The sequence below is a fragment of the Streptomyces sp. CO7 genome (assembly GCF_053474865.1).
Genome location: NZ_JBRIOU010000009.1, coordinates 162,098 through 181,405 on the forward strand (window position 1 = coordinate 162,098; position 19,308 = coordinate 181,405).

The following is a 19,308-nucleotide window of genomic DNA, read 5'->3' on the forward strand; positions in this document are numbered from 1 at the left end:
GACGGTCACCACCGCCGGCCGCACGGCCCGGGCCCACCGCCCCAGCCGCCGCGCGGAGCGGGCGCACGACCCGGGCCGCACCGCGCACGCGGCGCCCGCGGCCCGCGCCGCCCCGCGCCGTCGATCAGCCCGCGGTGAGGGCCACCTTGAGGGCGCCGGTCTCCCCGGCGCGGGAGAAGACGTCGTAGGCCTCGTCCATCTCCTGCAGCCCGAACCGGTGGGTGATGAACCCGCCGACTTCCAGTCCGCCGGAGGCGACCATCTTCAGCAGGGTCGGCGTGGTGCTGGTGTCGACCAGGCCGGTGGTCATGGTGATGCCCTTGATCCACAGGTCCTCGAGGTGCAGCGTGACCGGCTCCCCGTGCACGCCCGCGTTGGCGATGTACCCGCCGGGCCGCACGAGTTCCGTGCACTGCTCGAAGGTCGCCGGGATGCCCACGGCCTCGATGGTGACGTCCGCGCCGAGGCCGTCGGTCAGCTCGAGGACCTTGGCCCTGACGTCGTCGTCCGGCGCGAGCGCGACGTCGGCCCCGTGCCGCAGGGCGGCCTCCCGCCGTTGCGCGGCGGGGTCGACGGCGATCACCTGACGCGGGGAGAAGAGCTTGGCGGTGGTCATGGCCGCGAGGCCCACCGGCCCGGCGCCCACCACCACGACCACGTCGCCCGGCGAGACCCGGCCGTTGAGCACGCCGATCTCGTAGGAGGTCGGCAGGATGTCGGCGAGCAGCAGCGCGTCCTCGTTCGAGACGCTGTCGGGCAGCTTGTACGTCGAGGTGTCGGCGAACGGGACACGGACGTACTCGGCCTGCACGCCGTCGATCATGTGCCCGAGGATCCAGCTGCCGCCGCCCGTGCACAGGCTGTAGCGGGACTCCCGGCAGAAGCGGCAGCGGCCGCAGGAGGTGATGCAGGAGATCAGCACCCGGTCGCCGGGGGCGACGTTGGTGACCGAGTCGCCCACGCTCTGCACCGTGCCGACGGCCTCGTGGCCGAGGATCCGGCCGGGCGTCACCGCGGGGACGTCTCCCTTGAGGATGTGCAGGTCGGTGCCGCAGATGGTGACCGCGTCGACCTTGATCACCGCGTCGGTGGAGTCCTGGACTTCGGGGTCGGGGACGTCCTCCCAGGAGCGTTGTCCGGGTCCGTGGAACACGAGAGCCTTCATGGGTGTCGGCCTCCAGAGGTCGGGCGGGAACACCCCCCGCTCCAGGCTAGGGAGCGTCCCGCCCGCCCGCACCCGCGGGAAGAATCAGCCCTTCAGCGGGGCCCGCATCACCAGCCGGGCGCCTCGGTCGGCGACCTCCCGGCTGAGCGAACCGCCGAGCTCCTCGGTGCGCCGGACCGCCCCCCGCAACCACTCGTCGCCGGGCCCGTCGCCGCCCGCAACGCCGTTCCCCCGCGCGCTCCCCCGCGCGCCGCGCGACGGCAGTCCCGCCGCGTCGTCGGTGACGGTGAGCGTGACCTCTCCCTCGGCCGTCGCCAGCACCACGTCGGCGCGCCCGGCCCGGGCGCGCCGGGCGACATCGGCCAGCGCCCCGGAGAGGACGGCCACCACGTGGTCGCCGAGGGCCGCCGGGACGTCGTTGTCGATCAGGCCGTCGGTGCGGACGCTGGGGGTGAACCCGAGCTCCCGCGCCGCCTCGGCGACGGTCCGCACCACCCGGGAGCGCAGTCCGGCGCCGGTGAGGTCGTCGCGTGAGCGAAGCCCGAAGATCGTCGACCGGATGATCTTGATGGTCTCGTCCAAGTCGTCGACCGCCTGCATGACCCGCTCCGAGGCCTGCGGGTGGTCGATGAAGCGGCCGGCGCTCTGCAGCGTCATGCCGGTGGCGAAGAGCCGCTGGATGGCGAGGTCGTGCAGGTCGCGGGCGATCCGGTCGCGGTCCTGGAGCATCGCGATCTGCTCGGCCTCGCGGCGCCGGTCGGCGAGCTCCATGGCGACGGCCGCCTGGGCCGCGAAGCCCTGCAGCGGCTCGATCTCGGTCGCGTTGAACGCCGTCCGTCCCGTCTCACGTACCAGCAGCACCACGCCGCGCACGTCGGCGACGCCGCTGCCGATGGGCAGCGCGACCGCGGGCCCCATGCCCGCCGTGCGGGGCAGCGCGGACAGCGCCTTCTCGTCCTTGGAGACGTCGTGCACCACCACCGGGTGCCCGGAGGCGAAGGCCCGGCCGATCAGGCTGTCGTCCTGGGCGAGCACCAGTCCGCGGTACTCCTCGGCGTCCTCGCCGAACGCGAGCTCCAGCACGAGCGAGCCGGTGCCCTCCACCGGCACCGCGACCACGGCGATCTGCGCCCCGGTGACCTCGTGGGCCCGCTCGGCGATCAGCGCCAGCGCCTCGCCGCGGTCGCTGCCGGACATCAGGCTGCGGGTGATCTCCGCGCTGGCCCGCAGCAGCCGCTGGCGCAGCAGGGACTCCTCGTAGAGGCGCGCGTTCTCGATGGCCACCCCGGCCGCCACGGCCAGGGTGGACAGCACGGCCACGTCCTCCTCGTCGAAGGCCTGCCCGTTGCCCTTCTCGGTCAGGTAGAGGTTGCCGAAGACCTTGTCGCGGACCCGGATCGGGACGCCGAGGAAGCTCTCCATCGGCGGGTGGTTGGTCGGGAACCCGAAGGACTCCGGGTGGTCGGAGAGCCGTTCCAGGCGCAGCGGCTCGGGGTGCCGGACGAGCTGGCCGAGGATGCCGTGCCCGGCCGGGAAGCTGGCGATCTGGGCGATCCGGTCCTCGTCCACGCCGACCATGTAGAACGAGGAGAGCCCCTCGCCGTCGGGGGTGAGGACGCCGAGGGCGCCGTAGCGGGCGTCGACGAGGACGGTGGCGGACTCCACGACCCCGCGGAGCACCTGTTCAAGGTCGAGTTCCCGGCCCACCGAGAGCACCGCCTCGAGCAGGCTGTGGATGCGGTCCCTGGTGCCGCGGGCCGCCTGGAGACGGCCCTGGAGCTCGTCCAGCAGGTCGTCCAGCCGCAGGTGCGGCAGGCGCACCTCGCGGCGGGCCAGGTCGTCCGTGTCGTTCACCGGTGTCCTCCCGTAGACCTGCCGTTCACGCGCCGCGGCGCATATGCCAACGGTAGCGGCCGGACGGCCGCACACGGTACGGCCCGGGGCGATCCACGACGGGACGGTCCAGTGCTCGGGCGAGGGCCGGCCCTCTACCGGCGCCCGTCGCGCACCTGGGTGGCGATGACGGCCGCCTGGACCCGGCGCTCCACGCCGAGCTTGGCCAGCAGGCGCGAGATGTGGTTCTTGACCGTCTTCTCCGCGAGGAACAGCCGCTCGCCGATCTGCCGGTTGGTGAGCCCTTCCCCGATCAGGTCCAGGATCTCCCGCTCGCGTTCGGTGAGGTCCGGGAGACGGGCGGCGGCCGGGCGACGGGTCTCCTCGCCGCGCAGCCGGCGCATCAGCCGAGCGGTCGCCGACGGGTCGAGCAGCGAGCGCCCGGCGGCCACCGCGCGGACCGCGGCTACCAGGTCGGAGCCCTGGATCTGCTTGAGCACGTAGCCCGCCGCCCCGGCCATCACCGAGTCCAGCAGCGCCTCGTCGTCGTCGAAGGAGGTGAGCATCAGGCAGGCGAGGTCCGGCATGCGGGAGCGCAGCTCCCGGCATACGCTCACCCCGTCGCCGTCGGGCAGCCGGACGTCCAGCACGGCCACGTCCGGGCGCAGCGCGGGAGCGCGGACGAGGGCCTGGGCCACCGTGGCGGCCTCACCGACCACGGTGACGTCCGGCTCGTCGTTCAGGAGGTCGTGCACCCCGCGCCTGACGACCTCGTGGTCGTCGAGAAGAAAGACCCGGATCGGGCTCGCGGGGCCGGCCGGCCGGCTGTCCGCCATCGGTTGCTCCTTGTCGTTCGGCAGGGGTGTCACTCCAACGATCATGCCTCGGTCCCGGGCCCTCGGGCCAGGGCCGAGCGGCCCTGACCGGCCCCCGCGAGGGGCCCGCGAAGGGCCCGCGCAGCCCGCACGACCTACTGGGGAGCATGCCATGGTCCGTTACGTGTACGACTTCGCGGAGGGCGGCCGGGAGATGGCCGGCCTGCTGGGCGGCAAGGGGTCCAACCTGGCGGAGATGACCCGGATGGGCCTGCCGGTGCCGCCGGGTTTCGTGATCAGCACGGAGGCGTGCCGGGTGTACCTGGCGACCGGGTCGCAGCCGCGGGGGCTGGACGCGGAGGTGGCCCGTCACCTGGCCGCGGTGGAGGAGTCGGCCGGGCGGGCACTGGGCCGGCCGGACGACCCGCTGCTGCTGTCGGTGCGCTCCGGGGCCCGCTTCTCGATGCCGGGGATGATGGAGACGATCCTGAACGTCGGTCTGACCGACGCGTCGGTCCACGGTCTGGCCCGGGTGTCGGGCAGCGAGCGGTTCGCCTGGGACTCCTACCGCCGGCTGCTGCAGATGTTCGGCGCGACGGTGATGGGCGTGCCCGGGTCCCGGTTCGAGGAGGCCCTGGAGGCGCTGAAGACGCGCCGCGCAGCGCGTGACGACCTGGGGCTGGACGCGCAGGACATGGCGGAGCTGGCCGGCGTCTTCAAGGAGCTGATCCTGCGGGAGACCGGCGAGGAGTTCCCGCAGGACCCGGCCGAGCAGCTGCGCCGCGCGGTCCTGGCGGTGTTCGCGTCGTGGAACGGGGAGCGGGCGCGGCTCTACCGTCGCCGCGAGCACATCCCGGACGACCTGGGCACCGCGGTCACCGTGCAGCGGATGGTGTTCGGGAACCTGGGCGCGGACTCCGGCAGCGGCGTGGCGTTCACCCGTGACCCGGCGACCGGACGGCCGGGGATCTACGGCGACTACCTGCCGAACGCGCAGGGCGAGGACGTGGTGTCCGGCATCCGCAACACGGTGCCGCTGGCCGACCTGGAGCGGCTGGACCCCGTCTCGTACGGGCGGCTCCTGGAGATCATGGAGACCCTGGAGCGGCACTACACGGATCTGTGCGACATCGAGTTCACCGTCGAGCGCGGTGAGCTGTGGATGCTGCAGACCCGGGTCGGCAAGCGGACCGCCGAGGCGGCGTTCGCCATCGCGGACGCGCTGGTGCGGGAGGGGCTGATCGACCGCCGGGAGGCCCTGGCGAGGGTGGGCGGCGAGGGCCTGGCCCGGCTGATGTTCCCCCGGTTCGACGCGGAGCGCACCGGTGAACCGCTGGCGCACGGGGTGGCCGCGTCGCCGGGCGCGGCGGTCGGCGCGGTGGTGTTCGACTCGGCGGAGGCGGCGCGGCGGGCGGCGGCCGGCGAGAAGGTGGTCCTGGTCCGGCAGGAGACGAACCCGGACGACCTGCCGGGCATGGTGGCAGCCCAGGCCGTCCTGACCAGTCGGGGCGGCAAGACCAGCCACGCGGCGGTGGTGGCGCGCGGCATGGGCAAGGTGTGCGTGTGCGGGGCCGAGGAACTGGTCGTGGACACGGCCGCCCGCCGGTTCACCGCGCCGGACGGCACGGTGGTCGAGGAGGGCCGGGTGGTCTCGGTGGACGGCTCCTCCGGCGCCGTGTACCTGGGCGAGGCGCCGCTGGTGCCCTCGGAGGTGATGCGCCACCTCGAGGGCGGCGCGGAGGGCGCGGGGCGGGACGTCGCGGAGGAGGGCGGTCTGGTCGCCGCCGTGACGCGCGCCCTGGAGCAGGCGGACGCCGCGCGGCGGCTGGAGGTGCGGGCCAACGCGGACACCCCCGAGGACGCGGCCCGGGCCCGCCGCTTCGGCGCGCAGGGCATCGGCCTGTGCCGCACCGAGCACATGTTCCTCGGTGAACGGCGGCAGCTGGTGGAGCAGATGATCCTGGCCCGCTCCCCCGGCGAGCGGGAGCAGGCGCTGGGCGCGCTCCTGCCGCTGCAGACGGCGGACTTCACCGGCATCCTCGAGGCGATGGACGGCCTGCCGGTCACCATCCGCCTGCTGGACCCGCCGCTGCACGAGTTCCTGCCGGACCGCGTCGAGCTGTCGGTGCGCGTCGCCACCGCCGAGGCCCGCGGGGAGCGCCCCGAGCCGCGCGACCTGGAGCTGCTGGCGGCCGTGGACCGGATGCACGAGGAGAACCCCATGATGGGCCTGCGCGGCGTCCGGCTGGGCCTGGCGGTGCCGGGCCTGGTGGCCATGCAGGTGCGGGCGGTGGCCTCGGCGGTGGTGGCGCGCCTCCGGGCCGGCGGCGATCCGCGCGCGGAGATCATGGTGCCGCTGGTGGGCGACGTGGAGGAACTGCGGCTGGTGAAGGCCGAGGTCGAGCGGGTCCTGGCGGAGGTGCGCGAGCAGTCCGGCGTGACGGTGCACTGCCCGGTCGGCACGATGATCGAGCTGCCCCGCGCGGCGCTGACCGCGGGCCCGATCGCCGAGGAGGCCGCCTTCTTCTCCTTCGGCACCAACGACCTCACCCAGACCACCTGGGGCTTCTCCCGCGACGACGTGGAGGCGGAGTTCTTCCCCGCGTACATCGATCGCGGCGTCTTCGCGTCCTCCCCGTTCGAGACGCTGGACGAGGAGGGGGTGGGACGGCTGGTGCGGATCGCCGTCGAGGAGGGCCGGCAGGCGCGTGTGGACCTGCAGATCGGGGTCTGCGGCGAGCACGGCGGCGACCCGGCGTCGGTCCACTTCTTCCACGCGGCGGGGCTCGACTACGTCTCCTGCTCGCCGTTCCGCGTCCCGGTGGCCCGGCTGGAGGCGGGCCGTGCGGCGCTGGCCGACGGGGACGGCGGCGACGGCGGCGGCCGCTGACCGGGGCCGGGTGACGGGGCCGAAGGACCCTGGCGGCAGGGTGCCCCGCGCTGTTGCATGGAACGTGACCGCCCGCGCGCCCGGCGCCGGCCCGACCACTGGACTCGCCCATGCACCTCGACGACGCCACCGGGCGCACCGCGACGACGGGCGGTCGCGCCGAGCCGTCCCCCGACGCCCGGACGCGCGGCCCGGAGGCCCGCCGGGGCATTCCCCTCGACGAGGCGGAGGCGCTGCGGCTGATGGCCACCGTGTCGCTGGGCCGGCTGGTGTTCACCCGGCAGGCGCTGCCCACGGTGCGCCCGGTGAGCCACCTGCTGGACGACGGGGACATCGTCATCCGCACCCCGGACGCCTCCGCGCTGCTCCCGCACGGCCTCCCGGACGTGCGGCGTGGCGTGGTGGTGGCGTACGAGGCGGGCTCCATCGATCCGCGCACCCACCTGGGCTGGAGCGTCTCGGTCACCGGCTACGCGATGCCGGTGGAGGACGGGGCGGACCTCGAGCGCTACCGCTCCCTGCTCCGCCCGCTGGGCCCGCCGCACGCCGACCGTCCGGTGCGGATCCGTCCCGAGCTGGTCAGCGGCGTGCTGCTGGTGCGTGAGGACGGCGGCGCCGACTGAGTCGGTGCGGAGCGCAACGTGGTCGCAACCTCGGCCGGGGTGGCCTTGTCCCATGGACGACGACATCCCGCGCGTGGAACTCACCGACGAGGCGGCCCGCCTGGTGCGGCGACTCACCGAGCTGCACGGTCCTCTAATGTTTCACCAATCCGGCGGCTGCTGCGACGGCAGCGCCCCCATGTGCTACCCGGAGGGCGGGTTCCGCACCGGCGCCTCCGACGTCCGCCTCGCCGAGCTGCGCGTCGAGGGCGTCGAGCGGCCGGTGGGCTTCTGGATGTCGCGCGCCCAGTACGAGGTGTGGCGGCACACCCGGCTGATCGTGGACGTGGTCCCCGGCCGCGGCAGCGGGTTCTCGCTGGAGGCGCCGGAGGGCGTCCGCTTCCTGATCCGCTCCCGGCTCCTGCCGCCCGGCGCTGGGCCCGACGTCACGGGTTGAGGCTGCTCACGATCTCCGTCGTCGCGGAGAGCCCGTTGTGGATGGTGGGGGCCATGCTGGTGCCGGCCAGGCAGAAGCCGAGCAGCACGCAGATCGTGGCGTGCGAGAGTTTGAGCGATCCGCAGCGCAGCAGGATGGTGGCCAGGATCAGCAGCAGGACCACCACAGAGATGGAAATGGCCATCAGGAATCTCCTCCACTGTGTGCCCGGTTCACGGCTTTCGGCCGCAAGTGTGGCGCAGGGGGAGGAAAGTCCGAGCTGTTGACGTGTCCGCCGAACGTGTGGTGTTCGGGCTTCTTCCGCTGCGGCGCACCACGTGCCGGGGCCGTCACGGCGTGAGCGAAACGGGGCGGCGTGACCGGCGAGCGCCTCGTCGTTCGAGAGGCTCACCGGCCACGGTGATCCCGGCCCGACGCGGGCCCTACGGACGGGTCTTCACGAGAACGGCCGGGCCCACCTGTCCCGGCACCGCCCTCCTCCCCGACACCGACGCCGCCCGCATCGCTCCCGGCCACCGGAGCACCCTGCGTCCACGGTCCGCCACCGCGATCCAGAAGCGGTCCGGCAGGAACACCGCGTCTGCGATGATCATCGCGCCGGAGAACAGCGGCAGACCCATGAGCACCGCGATACCGATGTGCATGCCGAGCAGGACGGCGAGTACCGGGTACTTGAGCCTGCCGAACAGCACGAACGGGAACGCGACCTGAAGGAGCACGGTCACATACCCGGCCATCGCGACGGCTGCCGCGTGTCCGGCCACCCAGTGGGAGAACGCGGGCCACGGCTGGAAGAGTTCGAGGTTCAACGCGTAGTACAGCGCGGTACCGGCGCCCCAGGTACCGCCCTGCACCTTGTACAGACCGGCCGCGCCGTAGAGGACACAGATCTGGAACGCGATCGCGAAGAGTCCGCAGTTGTGGACGGTCGTCACCAGCGTCGTCCGCGCCTGGCGGAGTCGCGAGGCGGCAGCGGGCCGACGACGGTCCGGCGCGTTCGCGGCGGACCAACGGCGGGACCTCCTGGCGTCCAGCGACCAGCGGCGTCCGGACGCGGTGAGGACGAGGTATAGCGCCATCAGGAGGACGAGGTTGTCGCCTCCGTCCGTGATGAAGATGGCGCGTGCGTGGAACGAGGCGACCACCACGGCGAACAGCACGGACACGGCGCGGGTCCGCCAGCCCAGCGCGAACAGCGCGCACACGACGAGCGCGGCCGCGTAGCAGAGTTCGAAGTAGGCCCGACTGTCCGACAGCGTGAGCACGCTGGTCCAGCCCGTCTGGTCGAAGAGCTGCCGTGCCAGCTCCGGCGTCCACGGCGAACCGGGGCCCCAGACATCGTCGCGGTGCGGGAACTCGCGCAGCAGGAAGCCGAGGTAGAGCAGGCCGTATCCGATACGCAGCACTGCCGCCGAGTGGAGCGACAGGGGACGTTCGGTCAGCAGGGCCCACGCGTCGTGTGCCACGCCGGACAGCCGTCCGGTCGGCCTCGCGGCCGGCCGTCTCCCGGCCGCCTCGTCCGTGGCCGTCAGAACGCGGGTCGGGTCACTTTCCGTCGGAGGCATCGGAGCCCACCTTCCACCAGGGCAGCAGCCGTGTCATGGGTTTCGCGGAAGCGGCGCGGCGGTCACTGTCCGCGGTACCCGGTGCGGGAACGGGCAGGGTCACCACCCGGAGCTGGATGTCCTCGAACGGCTTGTCGTTCAGTTCGGCCATCCGGGCGGCTGCGATGTTGCGCAGGTACTGCCGCAGCATCAGGGCCCGGTCCGAGCGCGAGATGTCGTCGCCGCCGTGGAGTTCGGCGTAGGCGGTCCAGGCCCGGCGCAGAAGATTCTGCGAGGCGTGGCTCGGAAAGGGGTTGTGGTCGATGGCGGCTTCGTCCACGGCGCTCAGATCGGTCCAGGGCCCGACCTGGACGGAGCCGTCCGGAGCCGTGTGCGCGGTCCTCGCGAAGATCTTCCGGTTGACGGAGTCCGGGTCGGGGGCGAACATCCGCCAGTTCTGCTCGAAGAGCGGATAGATCCAGGCGTTCACCTGTCGGCTGTAGCGCTGTGAGACGACGTTCGGGGGCGCCACGTGCAGGAAGACCATGACCCCGTGCGTCAAGGTCACGGCCAGGCAGAGCGCCGCGACGGCGTTCAGGGCCGTCTTCCCCGCTCGTCGCGCTCCCCGGGCGGCCTGTCGTCCGGGGTGTCCGGGCCCTTCATCGTTCGCGTCGCCTCCGTGCGCAGCTCCGTGTGTCTCGTCCACGGCCGGCTCCCGGTCAACGGTCCGCTCGTCTCCTGATGCGACTTCGCCAAGCACTGCCCTGCCCTGTCTTCTCGTCATCCATCTCGGGGTAGGCGCGCGGAGGGCTCCGAGGTGAGGCCCTCCGCGCGCTGTTCAGGTGTCGGCCCGCGCGTCGCGCTGCCGGCTAGCGTCCGTGGTGGTGGCCCCACTCATGCGGCTTGTCCCCGTAACCGCCGTGCCCCTCGAACTCGCAGGCGCAGTCGTGACCGGGCTTGTGGTGACCAGGCTTGTGGTGACCAGGCTTGTGGTGACCAGGCTTGTGGTGACCGGGCTTGCCGCCATGACCGCCTTCGTGGCAGTCATCGTGGCCGCCTCCGTGGCCGCCTCCGTGGCCGCCACCGGTGTGGCCGCCGGTGGTTCCGGTGGTCGTACCGGTCGTGGTACCGGTCGTGGTACCGGTGGTCGTACCCGTCGTGGTGCCGGTGGTCGTACCCGTCGTGGTGCCGGTGGTCGTACCGGTCGTGGTACCCGTCGTCGTACCGGTCGTGGTACCCGTCGTCGTGCCGGTGGTGGTACCCGTCGTGGTGCCGGTGGTCGTACCGGTCGTGGTACCCGTCGTGGTGCCCGTCGTGGTGCCGGTGGTCGTACCGGTCGTCGTACCGGTCGTGGTACCGGTGGTAGTGCCAGTCGTGGTGCCGGTAGTAGTGCCAGTCGTGGTACCGGTGGTGGTGCCCGTAGTGGTACCGGTCGTGGTCGTACCGGTCGTGGTGCCAGTCGTCGTACCGGTCGTGGTGCCCGTCGTCGTACCGGTCGTGGTGCCCGTCGTCGTACCGGTCGTGGTGCCCGTGGTGGTACCCGTGGTCGTACCGCTGTCGCAGGTGGAGCGGGTGATGGTGTTGGTGTCGAGGGTGACCGACCCGTTCCGGGCCATCGCCCGGCCGTCGATGGTCGTGCCGGTGGTGGCGCTGATGGAGGTCAGCGCGAGGATGTTGCCCACGAAGGTCGTGTTGGTGCCGAGCGTGGCCGAACTGCCGATCTGCCAGAACACGTTGCACGCCTGCGCGCCGTTGATGAGCGCGACGCGACTGGCGGACGCCGTCGTCAGCGCCGAGCCGACCTGGAAGACCCAGACGGCGTTGGGGTCGCCTTCGGCATCGAGGGTGAGGGTGCCGGTGAGGCCCAGGGTCGAGGAAGCGGTGTAGACGCCCGGCACCAGGGTCAGTCCCCCGGCGTCCGGCGGAAGTGCCTCGTCCGTGGCCTGGCCGGCGGCGTCGTTGTAGGCCACCACCAGGTCGGACTGGGCCTGGAGCGCGACGGCGTCCGCGGAGTGCTGGACGCCGTTCACCAGTCCGGGCGGGAATCCGCTGATGGCCGTCCCGGGGCTGACGCCGATGTCCCCGTTGATCACGGTCGGACCGGTGTTGGTGATCGACTGACCGGCGAGAACGGCGAAACTCTCCGTAGTGCCCAGCGGCACGGGAGTGGCCAGTGCGAACACCTGGGTCGGCGTCACGACCACCATGGTGGCGGCGACCGCCGTGGTGATCGCCGCCGCGAGCCAGGAAGTGACAGGGCGTCGTGGCGCGACACCGGAGAATCTGAGTTTCATCGGACTCCGCTCTTCTGTGCGAGGCATAGGCTCCCGTGCCGTTTGTCGGGGTCCAGGAGCCTTGGGTGATCGCCAGCACGCTAAGCGGATAAAACCATATAAACAGCATTTAAATGGACCAAGAGAAGCCGTATTCGCCCGGACGGCGGCCCTCGCGGCGCCAGGGGGACCATCCTCGCCTCCCCGGGGATTGGGGGGCGCGCCCGGGAACGGATTCTGACGGTGAACCCGTTCCCGGGCGCCGGGCGCCGAAACCGGCAGTCACCTGGGCGGCAAAGCCTGCCCTTCCTGACCCCGGACGGCCGGGGGGAAGCCCGGACCGGGCCGCCCAGCACGCGCGGGCCGGACCCGGACGCGCCCCCGGCAGTGACGGGCGGTGACGGCCTAGCCCAACGGGGCGCGCAGCTCGACCAGTTCGGCCAGCCGCTCCTTGTGCCGGCCGGCCGTGCCGTAGGCGAGGGAGTCGGCCTTGGCCCGCTTGAGGTGGAGGTGGGTCGGGTGCTCCCAGGTCATGCCGATGCCGCCGTGCAGCTGCACCGCCTCCTCGGTCGCGTGGACGGCGACCCTGCTCGCGAACACCTGGGCGATCGCGACCGCCGTCGGCGCGTCCTCGCTGCCGGTGGCCAGCGCGTCGGCGGCTGCCCGGGCGACGGCGCGCAGGTTGACGACGTCCAGCCAGATCTTCGCCAGCCGGTGCTTGAGCGCCTGGAAGCCGCCGACCGGGCGGTTGAACTGCTTGCGCTCCTTGAGATAGCCGACCGTCTCGGTCAACACCTGCTCCGCGACCCCCAGTTGTTCGGAGGCGAGCAGTCCGGCGCCGGCCCGCAGGGCGCGCTCGACGGCCCCGGGGGCGTCGTCGGCGACCTTGCGCGCGGGCGCCCCGTCGAGGGTGACGGCGGCCACCGGGCGGGTGAGGTCGAAGGAGATCCGCGGGTCGACGGTGACCCCGCCGGCCGTCGCGTCGACGGCGTACAGGGCGCCGTCCGCGCCGGCGACCAGCAGCACGTCGGCGGCCTGCGCGTCCGCGACACCGGTGAACGCGCCGTGCAGCGCCCCGTCCTCCACCCGGGCGGTGGGCAGGACCCCGCCGGGCGCGGCGTTCAGGGGAACGGCGATGACGCCGACGGTCCGCCCGGAGGCGAGGGCGGCGAGCAGCCGGTCGGCCTCCTCGCCGGATCCGGCCAGCAGCGCCTCGGTGGCGACGACGGCACTGGTCAGGTACGGCACCGGCGCGACGGCCCGGCCCAGTTCCTCCAGCACCACCGCGGCTTCGCGGTGGCTCGCGCCCTGTCCGCCACGCTCCTCGGGGACCAGCAGGCCGGCCAGCCCCATGTCCTCGGTGAGGCTCTTCCACAACGTCCGGTCGTGCGGCTCGCCCGATTCGGTGCGGGCGATGACGGAGGCGGCGTCGCACCGGTCGGCGAGCAGGTCGCGGACGGCGGCGCGCAGGTCCTCCTCCTCCTGCGAGTAGAGCAGGTCGGGAGTGGGGGCGGGGGCGCTCATCGGGCCAGGTCCTTCCAGGCGACGTCCTTGTCGGTGCGCGGCTCGGCGGGCAGGCCCAGCACGCGCTCGGCGACGATGTTCAGCAGGACCTCGCTGGTCCCGCCCTCGATGCTGTTGCCCTTGGAGCGCAGGTAGCGGTAGCCGGCGTCGCGGCCGGTGAAGTCGACCTGCTCGGGGCGGACCATCGTCCAGTCCTCGTACAACAGGCCCTCTTCGCCGAGGAGTTCGACCTCGAGTCCGCTGATCTGCTGGTTGAGGCGGGCGAAGGACAGCTTCATCCCGGCACCCTCGGGGCCGGGCTGTCCGGCGACCAGCTGCTGGCGCAGGCGGGCGCCCGTCAGGCGGGCGGCCTCGGCCTCGACCCACAGGTCGAGCAGCCTCTGGTGGAGGTCGTGGGTGCGCAGCTCGGGGCGGTCGCGCCAGGTGGTGGCGACCTTGCCGATCATGCCGCCCTCGCGCGGGATCGGGGAGCCGCCGATGGCGACGCGCTCGTTGTTGAGGGTGGTCTGGGCGACCCGCCAGCCGTCGCCGACCTCGCCGAGGCGGCGGTCGTCGGGGATGCGGACGTCGCTGATGAAGACCTCGTTGAACTCGGCCTCGCCGGTGATCTGCCGCAGCGGCCGGACGTCGATGCCGGGGTCGGTCATGTCGCAGACGAAGTAGGTGATGCCGCGGTGCTTGGGCACGTCCGGGTCGGTGCGGGCGATCAGAATGGCCCAGCGGGCGACGTGGGCGCTGGAGGTCCACACCTTCTGGCCGTTGACCACCCAGGTGTCGCCGTCCCGCACCGCGCGGGTGCCGAGGGCGGCCAGATCGGAGCCGGCGCCGGGCTCGCTGAAGAGCTGGCACCAGACCTCCTCGCCGAGCCACAGCGGGCGCAGGAAGCGCTGCTTCTGCTCCTCGGTGCCGTACTGGAGGATGGTCGGCGCGGCCATGCCGAGGCCGATGCCGATGCGGCGCGGGTCGTTGTCCGAGGCGCCGGCGGCGGCGAGTTCGGCGTCCACCACGGACTGCAGGGTGCGGGGCAGGCCGAGGCCGCCGAGGCCTTCGGGGTAGTGGACCCAGGCCAGGCCGGCGTCGAAGCGGGCCTCCAGGAACGCCTGGCGGTCGGTGGTGGCGGGCGGGTGCGCGGCCAGGAGGTCCTGGGTCCGGCGGCGCAGGTCATTCGCGTCGGTCATGCGGCGGCTCCGTTCTCCAGCGAGGGGACCACCACGACACGGCCGGTGGTGGCGCCTTCCCAGACCCGCTGCACGGCGTCGGCGGCGCCGCTCAGCGGCACCCGCTCGCTCACCAGCGGCCTGACGGCGCCCTTCGCGGCCAGCTCGGTGAGCTGCTCGTGGCAGTGCTGGACCAGCTTCGGGTTCTTGGTGTTGTACAGGCCCCAGTGCAGGCCGAGGATCGCGTAGTTCTTCACCAGCGCGTGGTTGAGGGCGGCGCTCGGGATGGTGCCGCTGGCGAAGCCGATCACCACGATGCGTCCCTCGAAGGCGACCACCTTGGTGGACTGCCGGAACGCCTCGCCGCCGACGGGGTCGTAGATCACGTCGGCGCCGCGGCCGCCGGTGGCCTCCTTGACGGCGGCGATGACGTCCTGGGTCTTGCGGTCGATCACCACGTCGCAGCCCAGCGAGCGGGCCACGGCGGCCTTGTCCGCGCCGCCGACCACGCCGATGACGGTGGCGCCGGCGGCCTTGCCGAGCTGGACGGCGGCGCTGCCGACCCCGCCCGCGGCGGCGTGCACCAGCAGGGTCTCGCCGGCCTGGAGGGCGGCGCGGCGGTGGAGGGCGAACCAGCTGGTCTGGTAGCCGATGTGCAGGGCGGCGGCCTCGGCGTCGTCCAGCGCCTCGGGGGCGGGCAGCAGGGCACGGGAGTCCGCGAGGGCGTACTCGGCGAAGCCGCCGTGCGGCAGGACGGGGGTGGCCAGGACGCGGCGGCCGTCCTCGGTCTCGCCGCAGATCTCCACGCCGGGGGTGAACGGCATGGAAGGCTTCACCTGGTACTCGCCGCGGCACATCAGGCCGTCGGGGAAGTTGACGTTGGCCGCGCGCACCTTGAGGAGGACCTGGCCCTCGCCGGGCTCGGGCGGATCGGTCTCCACGGGGCGCATCACCTCACGGGGTGCGCCGTTCTCGTGCACGTGCCATGCCTGCATGGTGGGCCTCCCACGGCTGCCGGTGTCCTTGGGGCCGACGTCGGCGTCGCCGGCGTCGCTGTCGTCCCCGGCGCATACTAAGCGGTCGCTTGCCGCCAGGGAACCCTTGGCGCCGTGAACCACCCCGGCGGGCGGCGCCGACCTGCCCCGGGGTCTGCGGCGAGCCGTCCCCAGGGGCTGCGCCGGCCTTCCTCGGAGCCACCGGCGCAGCGCAGGCCGAGCAGGGCGCCGGAGCTGGTGGACGCGGGACCGGCCGCACCGGGCCCCCGGGGACGGCGCCGCCCTGCGGCGCGTGTCAGGGTCGGGATGAGGCCGCCCGCGCTGGGAACCTGGACGGCATGTTGCTGGTGCGTGTTGCCGCCGTGTCCCGCGAGGTCGCCGCCACCTCCTCGCGGTCCCGCAAGAAGGCCCTGCTGGCCGAGCTGTTCCGGGAGGCCGGGCCCGAGGACGTGCCCGTGGTGATCCCGTACCTGGCGGGCCGGCTCCCCCAGGGGCGGCTGGGCATCGGCTGGAAGACGATCGGCGCCCCCGTGACCCCGGCGTCCGCCCCTTCGCTCACCGTGCTGGAGACCGACCGCGAACTGACCGCGCTGAAGGCCGTCGCCGGACCCGGATCGCAGGCCGAGCGCCTGCGGCTGGTGACCTCCCTGATGTCCCGCGCCACCGAGGAGGAGCAGGCGTTCCTCATCGCCCTGCTCACCGGCGAGGTCCGCCAGGGCGCCCTGGACGCCGCCGCCGCCGATGGCCTCGCCGAGGCCTCCGGAGCCGCGCCGGAGGACGTGCGCCGGGCGGTGATGCTGGCCGGCGGGCTCGCCCCGGTCGCCGAGGCGCTGCTGGCCGACGGGCCGCCCGCGCTGGAGCGCTTCCGCCTGACCGTGGGCAGCCCGGTGCTGCCGATGCTGGCGCAGAGCGCGCCCACGGCCTCCGACGCCGTCGTCCGGCTCGGCGGCGCGGCGGCGGTCGAGGAGAAGCTGGACGGCATCCGCGTCCAGGTGCACCGCGACGGCGACGAGATCCACGTCTTCACCCGCACCCTGGACGAGATCACCGACCGGCTCCCCGAGGTGGTCGCCGCCGCCCGCGAGCTGCGGGGCGAGCGCCTGATCCTGGACGGCGAGGTGATCGCGCTGGACGAGCACGGCCGCCCCCGCCCCTTCCAGGAGACCGCCGGCCGCATCGGCTCGCGCACCGACGTGGCCTCGGCCGCCCGGGCGGTGCCGGTCTCCCCCGTCTTCTTCGACGTCCTGCACGCCGACGGCCGCGACCTGATGGACCTGCCGTTCGCCGAGCGTCACGCCGAGCTGGCCCGCCTGGCGCCCGAGCCCCGGCGGGTACGGCGCGCCGTGGTGCGCGGACCCGAGGACGCCGCGGCGGCGGAGGACTTCCTGGCCGCGACGCTGGAGCGGGGCCACGAGGGCGTGGTGGTGAAGTCGCTGGACACCCCGTACAGCGCGGGCCGCCGTGGCGCGGGCTGGGTGAAGGTGAAGCCGGTGCACACCCTGGACCTGGTGGTGCTGGCCGCGGAGTGGGGCAGCGGACGGCGCTCGGGAAAGCTGTCCAACCTGCACCTGGGCGCCCGGACGGCGGACGGCGGCTTCGCGATGCTCGGCAAGACCTTCAAGGGCATGACCGACGAGCTGCTGCGGTGGCAGACCGAGCGGTTCCAGGAGCTGGCCGTGGAGCAGCACTCCTGGGGCGTCACGGTCCGTCCCGAGCTGGTGGTGGAGATCGCCTACGACGGCCTGCAGCGTTCCTCCCGCTACCCGGCCGGCGTCACCCTGCGCTTCGCCCGGGTGCTGCGCTACCGGGAGGACAAGAGCGCGCAGGAGGCGGACACCGTGGCGACGCTGCTCGCCGCGCACCCCGAGGTGACCCGGTGAGCCGTAGCCCCCGCAGCGCGGGCCTGCTGCTGCACCGGCGCACGGCCGGCGGCGAGGTGGAGGTGCTGCTCGGCCACATGGGCGGCCCCTTCTTCGCCCGCCGCGAGTCGGGCGCCTGGACGATCCCCAAGGGCGAGTACGAGGCGGACGAGGAACCGTTCGCGGCGGCGCTGCGCGAGTTCCGCGAGGAGCTGGGGCTGGAGCCGCCGGACGGCCCCGCCGTGCCGCTCGGCGAGGTGCGGCAGGCCGGCGGCAAGACGGTCACCGTCTGGGCCGTCGAGGCGGACCTCGACCCGGACGCGGTCACCCCGGGCACCTTCGAGATGGAGTGGCCCCGCGGATCGGGCCGCCTCCAGGTCTTCCCCGAGCTGGACCGGGTCGCCTGGCTGCCGGTCGGGCGGGCCGCCGAGGTGGTCGTGAAGGCGCAGGCCGAGTTTCTCCGCCGTCTCGCTGAGCACTCGGCGTCCGGTGGACCACCTGCGGGAGAACCGCACAGCGAGTGAGGAGTTGGTCGGGCATGCCCATCGCCACCGTGAATCCGGCGACCGGTGAGACGGTCCGGACGTTCGACGCCGTCGGGCCGGACGAGATCGAGCGCAGGCTCGCCGCCGCCGACGCGGCGTTCCGCGACCACCGGACCACGTCCTTCGCGGAGCGCTCCAGGCTGCTGCACCGGGCCGCGGACCTGCTGGAGAAGGAGAGCGAGGAGATCGCCCGGACGGTCACCACCGAGATGGGCAAGCCGATCACCCAGTCCCGCGCGGAGGCCGCCAAGTGCGTCAAGGCGATGCGCTGGTACGCCGACCGCGCCGAGGCCCTGCTGGCCGACGAGCACCCCGACCCGGCGGACGTCGCGGACTCCGGCGGCTCCCGGGCGGTGGTGCGCTACCGGCCCGTCGGCCCGGTGCTGGCGGTGATGCCGTGGAACTTCCCGCTCTGGCAGGTGGTCCGGTTCGCCGCGCCCGCGCTGATGGCCGGGAACGTGGGGCTGCTCAAGCACGCCTCCAACGTCCCGCAGACCGCCCTCTACCTGGACGGACTCTTCCGCCGGGCCGGCTTCCCGGAGGGCTGTTTCCAGACCTTGCTGGTGGGTTCGGCCGAGGTGGAGAAGATCGTGCGGGACCCGCGGGTGCGGGCCGCCACCCTCACCGGCAGCGAACCCGCCGGGCGGGCGGTGGCCGCGGCGGCGGGCGACGAGATCAAGCACACGGTCCTGGAACTGGGCGGCAGCGACCCCTACGTGGTGATGCCCTCCGCGGACGTCGAGAGGGCCGCCGAGGTCGCCGTCACGGCGCGCAACCAGAACGCGGGGCAGTCCTGCATCGCCGCCAAGCGGTTCATCGTGCACACCGACGTCTACGACGCCTTCGCCGAGCGGTTCACCGCCGGCGTGCGGGCGCTGAAGGTCGGCGACCCGACCGACGGGTCCACCGACGTCGGCCCGCTCTCCTCCGAGCGGGGCCGGGCCGATCTGGAGGAGCTGGTCGACGACGCGGTGGCCCAGGGTGCCGAGGTGCTCTGCGGGGGCCGCCGCCTGGACGGACCGGGCTGGTTCTACGAGCCGACGGTGCTGGCCGGCATCACCCCTGACATGCGCGTCCACCGCGAGGAGACCTTCGGCCCGGTCGCCACGCTGTACCGGGCCGGGGACCTGGAGGAGGCGGTGGCGATCGCCAACGACACGTCGTTCGGCCTGAGTTCCAACGTGTGGACCGGCGACGAGGCGGAGGTCGAGCGGTTCGCCCGCGACCTCGAGGCGGGCGGTGTCTACGTCAACGGCATGACGGCCTCCCATCCGGCCTTCCCGTTCGGCGGAGTGAAGCGTTCCGGATACGGACGGGAGCTTTCCGGCCACGGCATCCGGGAGTTCTGCAACATCACGACTGTTTGGCACGGAGCGTGACCCTTACAGGTCTACCATCCCCTTTGTGAACCGCGAAGTTACTCTCCCCCTGATCGTCGACAACGGCGGCACGTTGCAGGTGGCGGCCGCCGACGTCAGCAAGTTGCTGCGGGCGGTCGGCGGGCGGTGGGTGCGGCTGGTCGAGGACGGTCGTGACGACCTGGACGAGGACACGGTGGCGACGTTGGCCATCGAACTCGCGAAGCTCGCCGACCGGATCGACGTGGCCTGCATCGCCCACAGCAGCGACCGACCCTGACCGACCCACCC

General features: G+C 73.2%; 17 protein-coding genes. 7 read left to right on the forward strand and 10 right to left on the reverse strand.

The window, feature by feature from the left end:
• Positions 1 to 124: 124 nt before the first annotated feature.
• The 3 genes from ACOV8S_RS27315 to ACOV8S_RS27325 all read right to left on the reverse strand — a co-directional run bounded on the left by ACOV8S_RS27315 (position 125) and on the right by ACOV8S_RS27325 (position 3,834).
• Positions 125 to 1,165, reverse strand: coding sequence for an alcohol dehydrogenase catalytic domain-containing protein (locus ACOV8S_RS27315; protein WP_448321074.1), 1,041 nt, complete (start codon positions 1,163 to 1,165; stop codon positions 125 to 127).
• Between the two features lie 84 nt (positions 1,166 to 1,249).
• Positions 1,250 to 3,019 (reverse strand): GAF domain-containing protein, encoded by a 1,770-nt coding sequence (locus ACOV8S_RS27320; protein ID WP_448321076.1) that lies wholly within the window; start codon positions 3,017 to 3,019, stop codon positions 1,250 to 1,252.
• A gap of 134 nt (positions 3,020 to 3,153) precedes the next feature.
• Positions 3,154 to 3,834, reverse strand: coding sequence for a response regulator (locus ACOV8S_RS27325; protein ID WP_448321077.1), 681 nt, complete (start codon positions 3,832 to 3,834; stop codon positions 3,154 to 3,156).
• A 151-nt stretch (positions 3,835 to 3,985) separates the two neighbouring features.
• Between ACOV8S_RS27325 and ppdK the strand changes: the two genes are divergently transcribed.
• From ppdK to ACOV8S_RS27340, 3 genes are all read left to right on the forward strand, one after another.
• Positions 3,986 to 6,703: a pyruvate, phosphate dikinase gene (gene ppdK, locus ACOV8S_RS27330; RefSeq protein WP_448321079.1), complete on the forward strand. Its 2,718-nt coding sequence runs from the start codon at positions 3,986 to 3,988 to the stop codon at positions 6,701 to 6,703.
• Positions 6,704 to 6,813: 110 nt separating this feature from the next.
• A complete protein-coding gene (locus ACOV8S_RS27335) occupies positions 6,814 to 7,326 on the forward strand; it encodes a pyridoxamine 5'-phosphate oxidase family protein (protein WP_448321080.1) in 513 nt (170 codons plus the stop codon).
• Positions 7,327 to 7,378: 52 nt separating this feature from the next.
• Positions 7,379 to 7,762 (forward strand): DUF779 domain-containing protein, encoded by a 384-nt coding sequence (locus ACOV8S_RS27340; protein WP_448321082.1) that lies wholly within the window; start codon positions 7,379 to 7,381, stop codon positions 7,760 to 7,762.
• On the opposite strand, the gene ACOV8S_RS27345 is transcribed toward ACOV8S_RS27340, so the two are convergent.
• The 7 genes from ACOV8S_RS27345 to ACOV8S_RS27375 form a co-directional block, all read right to left on the reverse strand.
• A complete protein-coding gene (locus tag ACOV8S_RS27345; RefSeq protein ID WP_448321084.1) occupies positions 7,752 to 7,946 on the reverse strand; it encodes a hypothetical protein in 195 nt (64 codons plus the stop codon). The two genes, ACOV8S_RS27340 and ACOV8S_RS27345, sit on opposite strands and share 11 nt — an antisense overlap.
• A 238-nt stretch (positions 7,947 to 8,184) precedes the next feature.
• A complete protein-coding gene (locus ACOV8S_RS27350) occupies positions 8,185 to 9,327 on the reverse strand; it encodes an HTTM domain-containing protein (protein WP_448321086.1) in 1,143 nt (380 codons plus the stop codon).
• A complete protein-coding gene (locus ACOV8S_RS27355; RefSeq protein WP_448321088.1) occupies positions 9,308 to 9,874 on the reverse strand; it encodes a DUF5819 family protein in 567 nt (188 codons plus the stop codon). The genes ACOV8S_RS27350 and ACOV8S_RS27355 overlap by 20 nt, the downstream gene beginning before the upstream one ends.
• A gap of 301 nt (positions 9,875 to 10,175) precedes the next feature.
• The gene (locus tag ACOV8S_RS27360) at positions 10,176 to 11,600 is read right to left on the reverse strand and encodes an ice-binding family protein (RefSeq protein ID WP_448321090.1); all 1,425 of its coding nucleotides are present in this window, start codon (positions 11,598 to 11,600) and stop codon (positions 10,176 to 10,178) included.
• A gap of 384 nt (positions 11,601 to 11,984) precedes the next feature.
• Positions 11,985 to 13,103, reverse strand: coding sequence for an acyl-CoA dehydrogenase family protein (locus tag ACOV8S_RS27365; RefSeq protein WP_448321091.1), 1,119 nt, complete (start codon positions 13,101 to 13,103; stop codon positions 11,985 to 11,987).
• Entirely contained in the window at positions 13,100 to 14,281 is a 1,182-nt protein-coding gene (locus ACOV8S_RS27370; RefSeq protein ID WP_448321093.1) for an acyl-CoA dehydrogenase family protein, read from the reverse strand. The genes ACOV8S_RS27365 and ACOV8S_RS27370 overlap by 4 nt, the downstream gene beginning before the upstream one ends.
• Positions 14,278 to 15,255 carry an NADPH:quinone oxidoreductase family protein gene (locus ACOV8S_RS27375; RefSeq protein ID WP_448321094.1) on the reverse strand — a complete coding sequence of 326 codons (978 nt, stop codon included), beginning with the start codon at positions 15,253 to 15,255 and terminating at the stop codon, positions 14,278 to 14,280. Before ACOV8S_RS27375 ends, ACOV8S_RS27370 begins: the two co-directional genes overlap by 4 nt.
• Before the next feature lie 338 nt (positions 15,256 to 15,593).
• Here ACOV8S_RS27375 and ACOV8S_RS27380 point away from each other — a divergent pair, with 338 nt between their 5' ends.
• Genes ACOV8S_RS27380 through ACOV8S_RS27395 form a run of 4 tightly spaced genes read left to right on the forward strand, consistent with a single transcriptional unit; the run spans position 15,594 to position 19,297 of the window.
• The gene (locus tag ACOV8S_RS27380) at positions 15,594 to 17,135 is read left to right on the forward strand and encodes an ATP-dependent DNA ligase (protein WP_448321095.1); all 1,542 of its coding nucleotides are present in this window, start codon (positions 15,594 to 15,596) and stop codon (positions 17,133 to 17,135) included.
• Positions 17,132 to 17,638, forward strand: coding sequence for an NUDIX domain-containing protein (locus ACOV8S_RS27385; protein ID WP_448321097.1), 507 nt, complete (start codon positions 17,132 to 17,134; stop codon positions 17,636 to 17,638). Before ACOV8S_RS27380 ends, ACOV8S_RS27385 begins: the two co-directional genes overlap by 4 nt.
• A 14-nt stretch (positions 17,639 to 17,652) precedes the next feature.
• A complete protein-coding gene (locus ACOV8S_RS27390) occupies positions 17,653 to 19,038 on the forward strand; it encodes an NADP-dependent succinic semialdehyde dehydrogenase (protein WP_448321099.1) in 1,386 nt (461 codons plus the stop codon).
• Between the two features lie 25 nt (positions 19,039 to 19,063).
• A complete protein-coding gene (locus tag ACOV8S_RS27395) occupies positions 19,064 to 19,297 on the forward strand; it encodes a DUF6213 family protein (RefSeq protein ID WP_351114062.1) in 234 nt (77 codons plus the stop codon).
• Positions 19,298 to 19,308 lie beyond the last annotated feature (11 nt).

What these genes read in the sequence shown, in the direction of transcription:
- ACOV8S_RS27315 (WP_448321074.1), bottom strand. Translation starts at nt 1,165, where the DNA reads ATGAAGGCTCTCGTGTTCCACGGACCCGGACAACGCTCCTGGGAGGAC.
- ACOV8S_RS27325 (WP_448321077.1), bottom strand. Translation starts at nt 3,834, where the DNA reads ATGGCGGACAGCCGGCCGGCCGGCCCCGCGAGCCCGATCCGGGTCTTT.
- ppdK (WP_448321079.1), top strand. Translation starts at nt 3,986, where the DNA reads ATGGTCCGTTACGTGTACGACTTCGCGGAGGGCGGCCGGGAGATGGCC.
- ACOV8S_RS27335 (WP_448321080.1), top strand. Translation starts at nt 6,814, where the DNA reads ATGCACCTCGACGACGCCACCGGGCGCACCGCGACGACGGGCGGTCGC.
- ACOV8S_RS27340 (WP_448321082.1), top strand. Translation starts at nt 7,379, where the DNA reads ATGGACGACGACATCCCGCGCGTGGAACTCACCGACGAGGCGGCCCGC.
- ACOV8S_RS27345 (WP_448321084.1), bottom strand. Translation starts at nt 7,946, where the DNA reads ATGGCCATTTCCATCTCTGTGGTGGTCCTGCTGCTGATCCTGGCCACC.
- ACOV8S_RS27350 (WP_448321086.1), bottom strand. Translation starts at nt 9,327, where the DNA reads ATGCCTCCGACGGAAAGTGACCCGACCCGCGTTCTGACGGCCACGGAC.
- ACOV8S_RS27360 (WP_448321090.1), bottom strand. Translation starts at nt 11,600, where the DNA reads ATGAAACTCAGATTCTCCGGTGTCGCGCCACGACGCCCTGTCACTTCC.
- ACOV8S_RS27365 (WP_448321091.1), bottom strand. Translation starts at nt 13,103, where the DNA reads ATGAGCGCCCCCGCCCCCACTCCCGACCTGCTCTACTCGCAGGAGGAG.
- ACOV8S_RS27370 (WP_448321093.1), bottom strand. Translation starts at nt 14,281, where the DNA reads ATGACCGACGCGAATGACCTGCGCCGCCGGACCCAGGACCTCCTGGCC.
- ACOV8S_RS27375 (WP_448321094.1), bottom strand. Translation starts at nt 15,255, where the DNA reads ATGCAGGCATGGCACGTGCACGAGAACGGCGCACCCCGTGAGGTGATG.
- ACOV8S_RS27380 (WP_448321095.1), top strand. Translation starts at nt 15,594, where the DNA reads ATGTTGCTGGTGCGTGTTGCCGCCGTGTCCCGCGAGGTCGCCGCCACC.
- ACOV8S_RS27390 (WP_448321099.1), top strand. Translation starts at nt 17,653, where the DNA reads ATGCCCATCGCCACCGTGAATCCGGCGACCGGTGAGACGGTCCGGACG.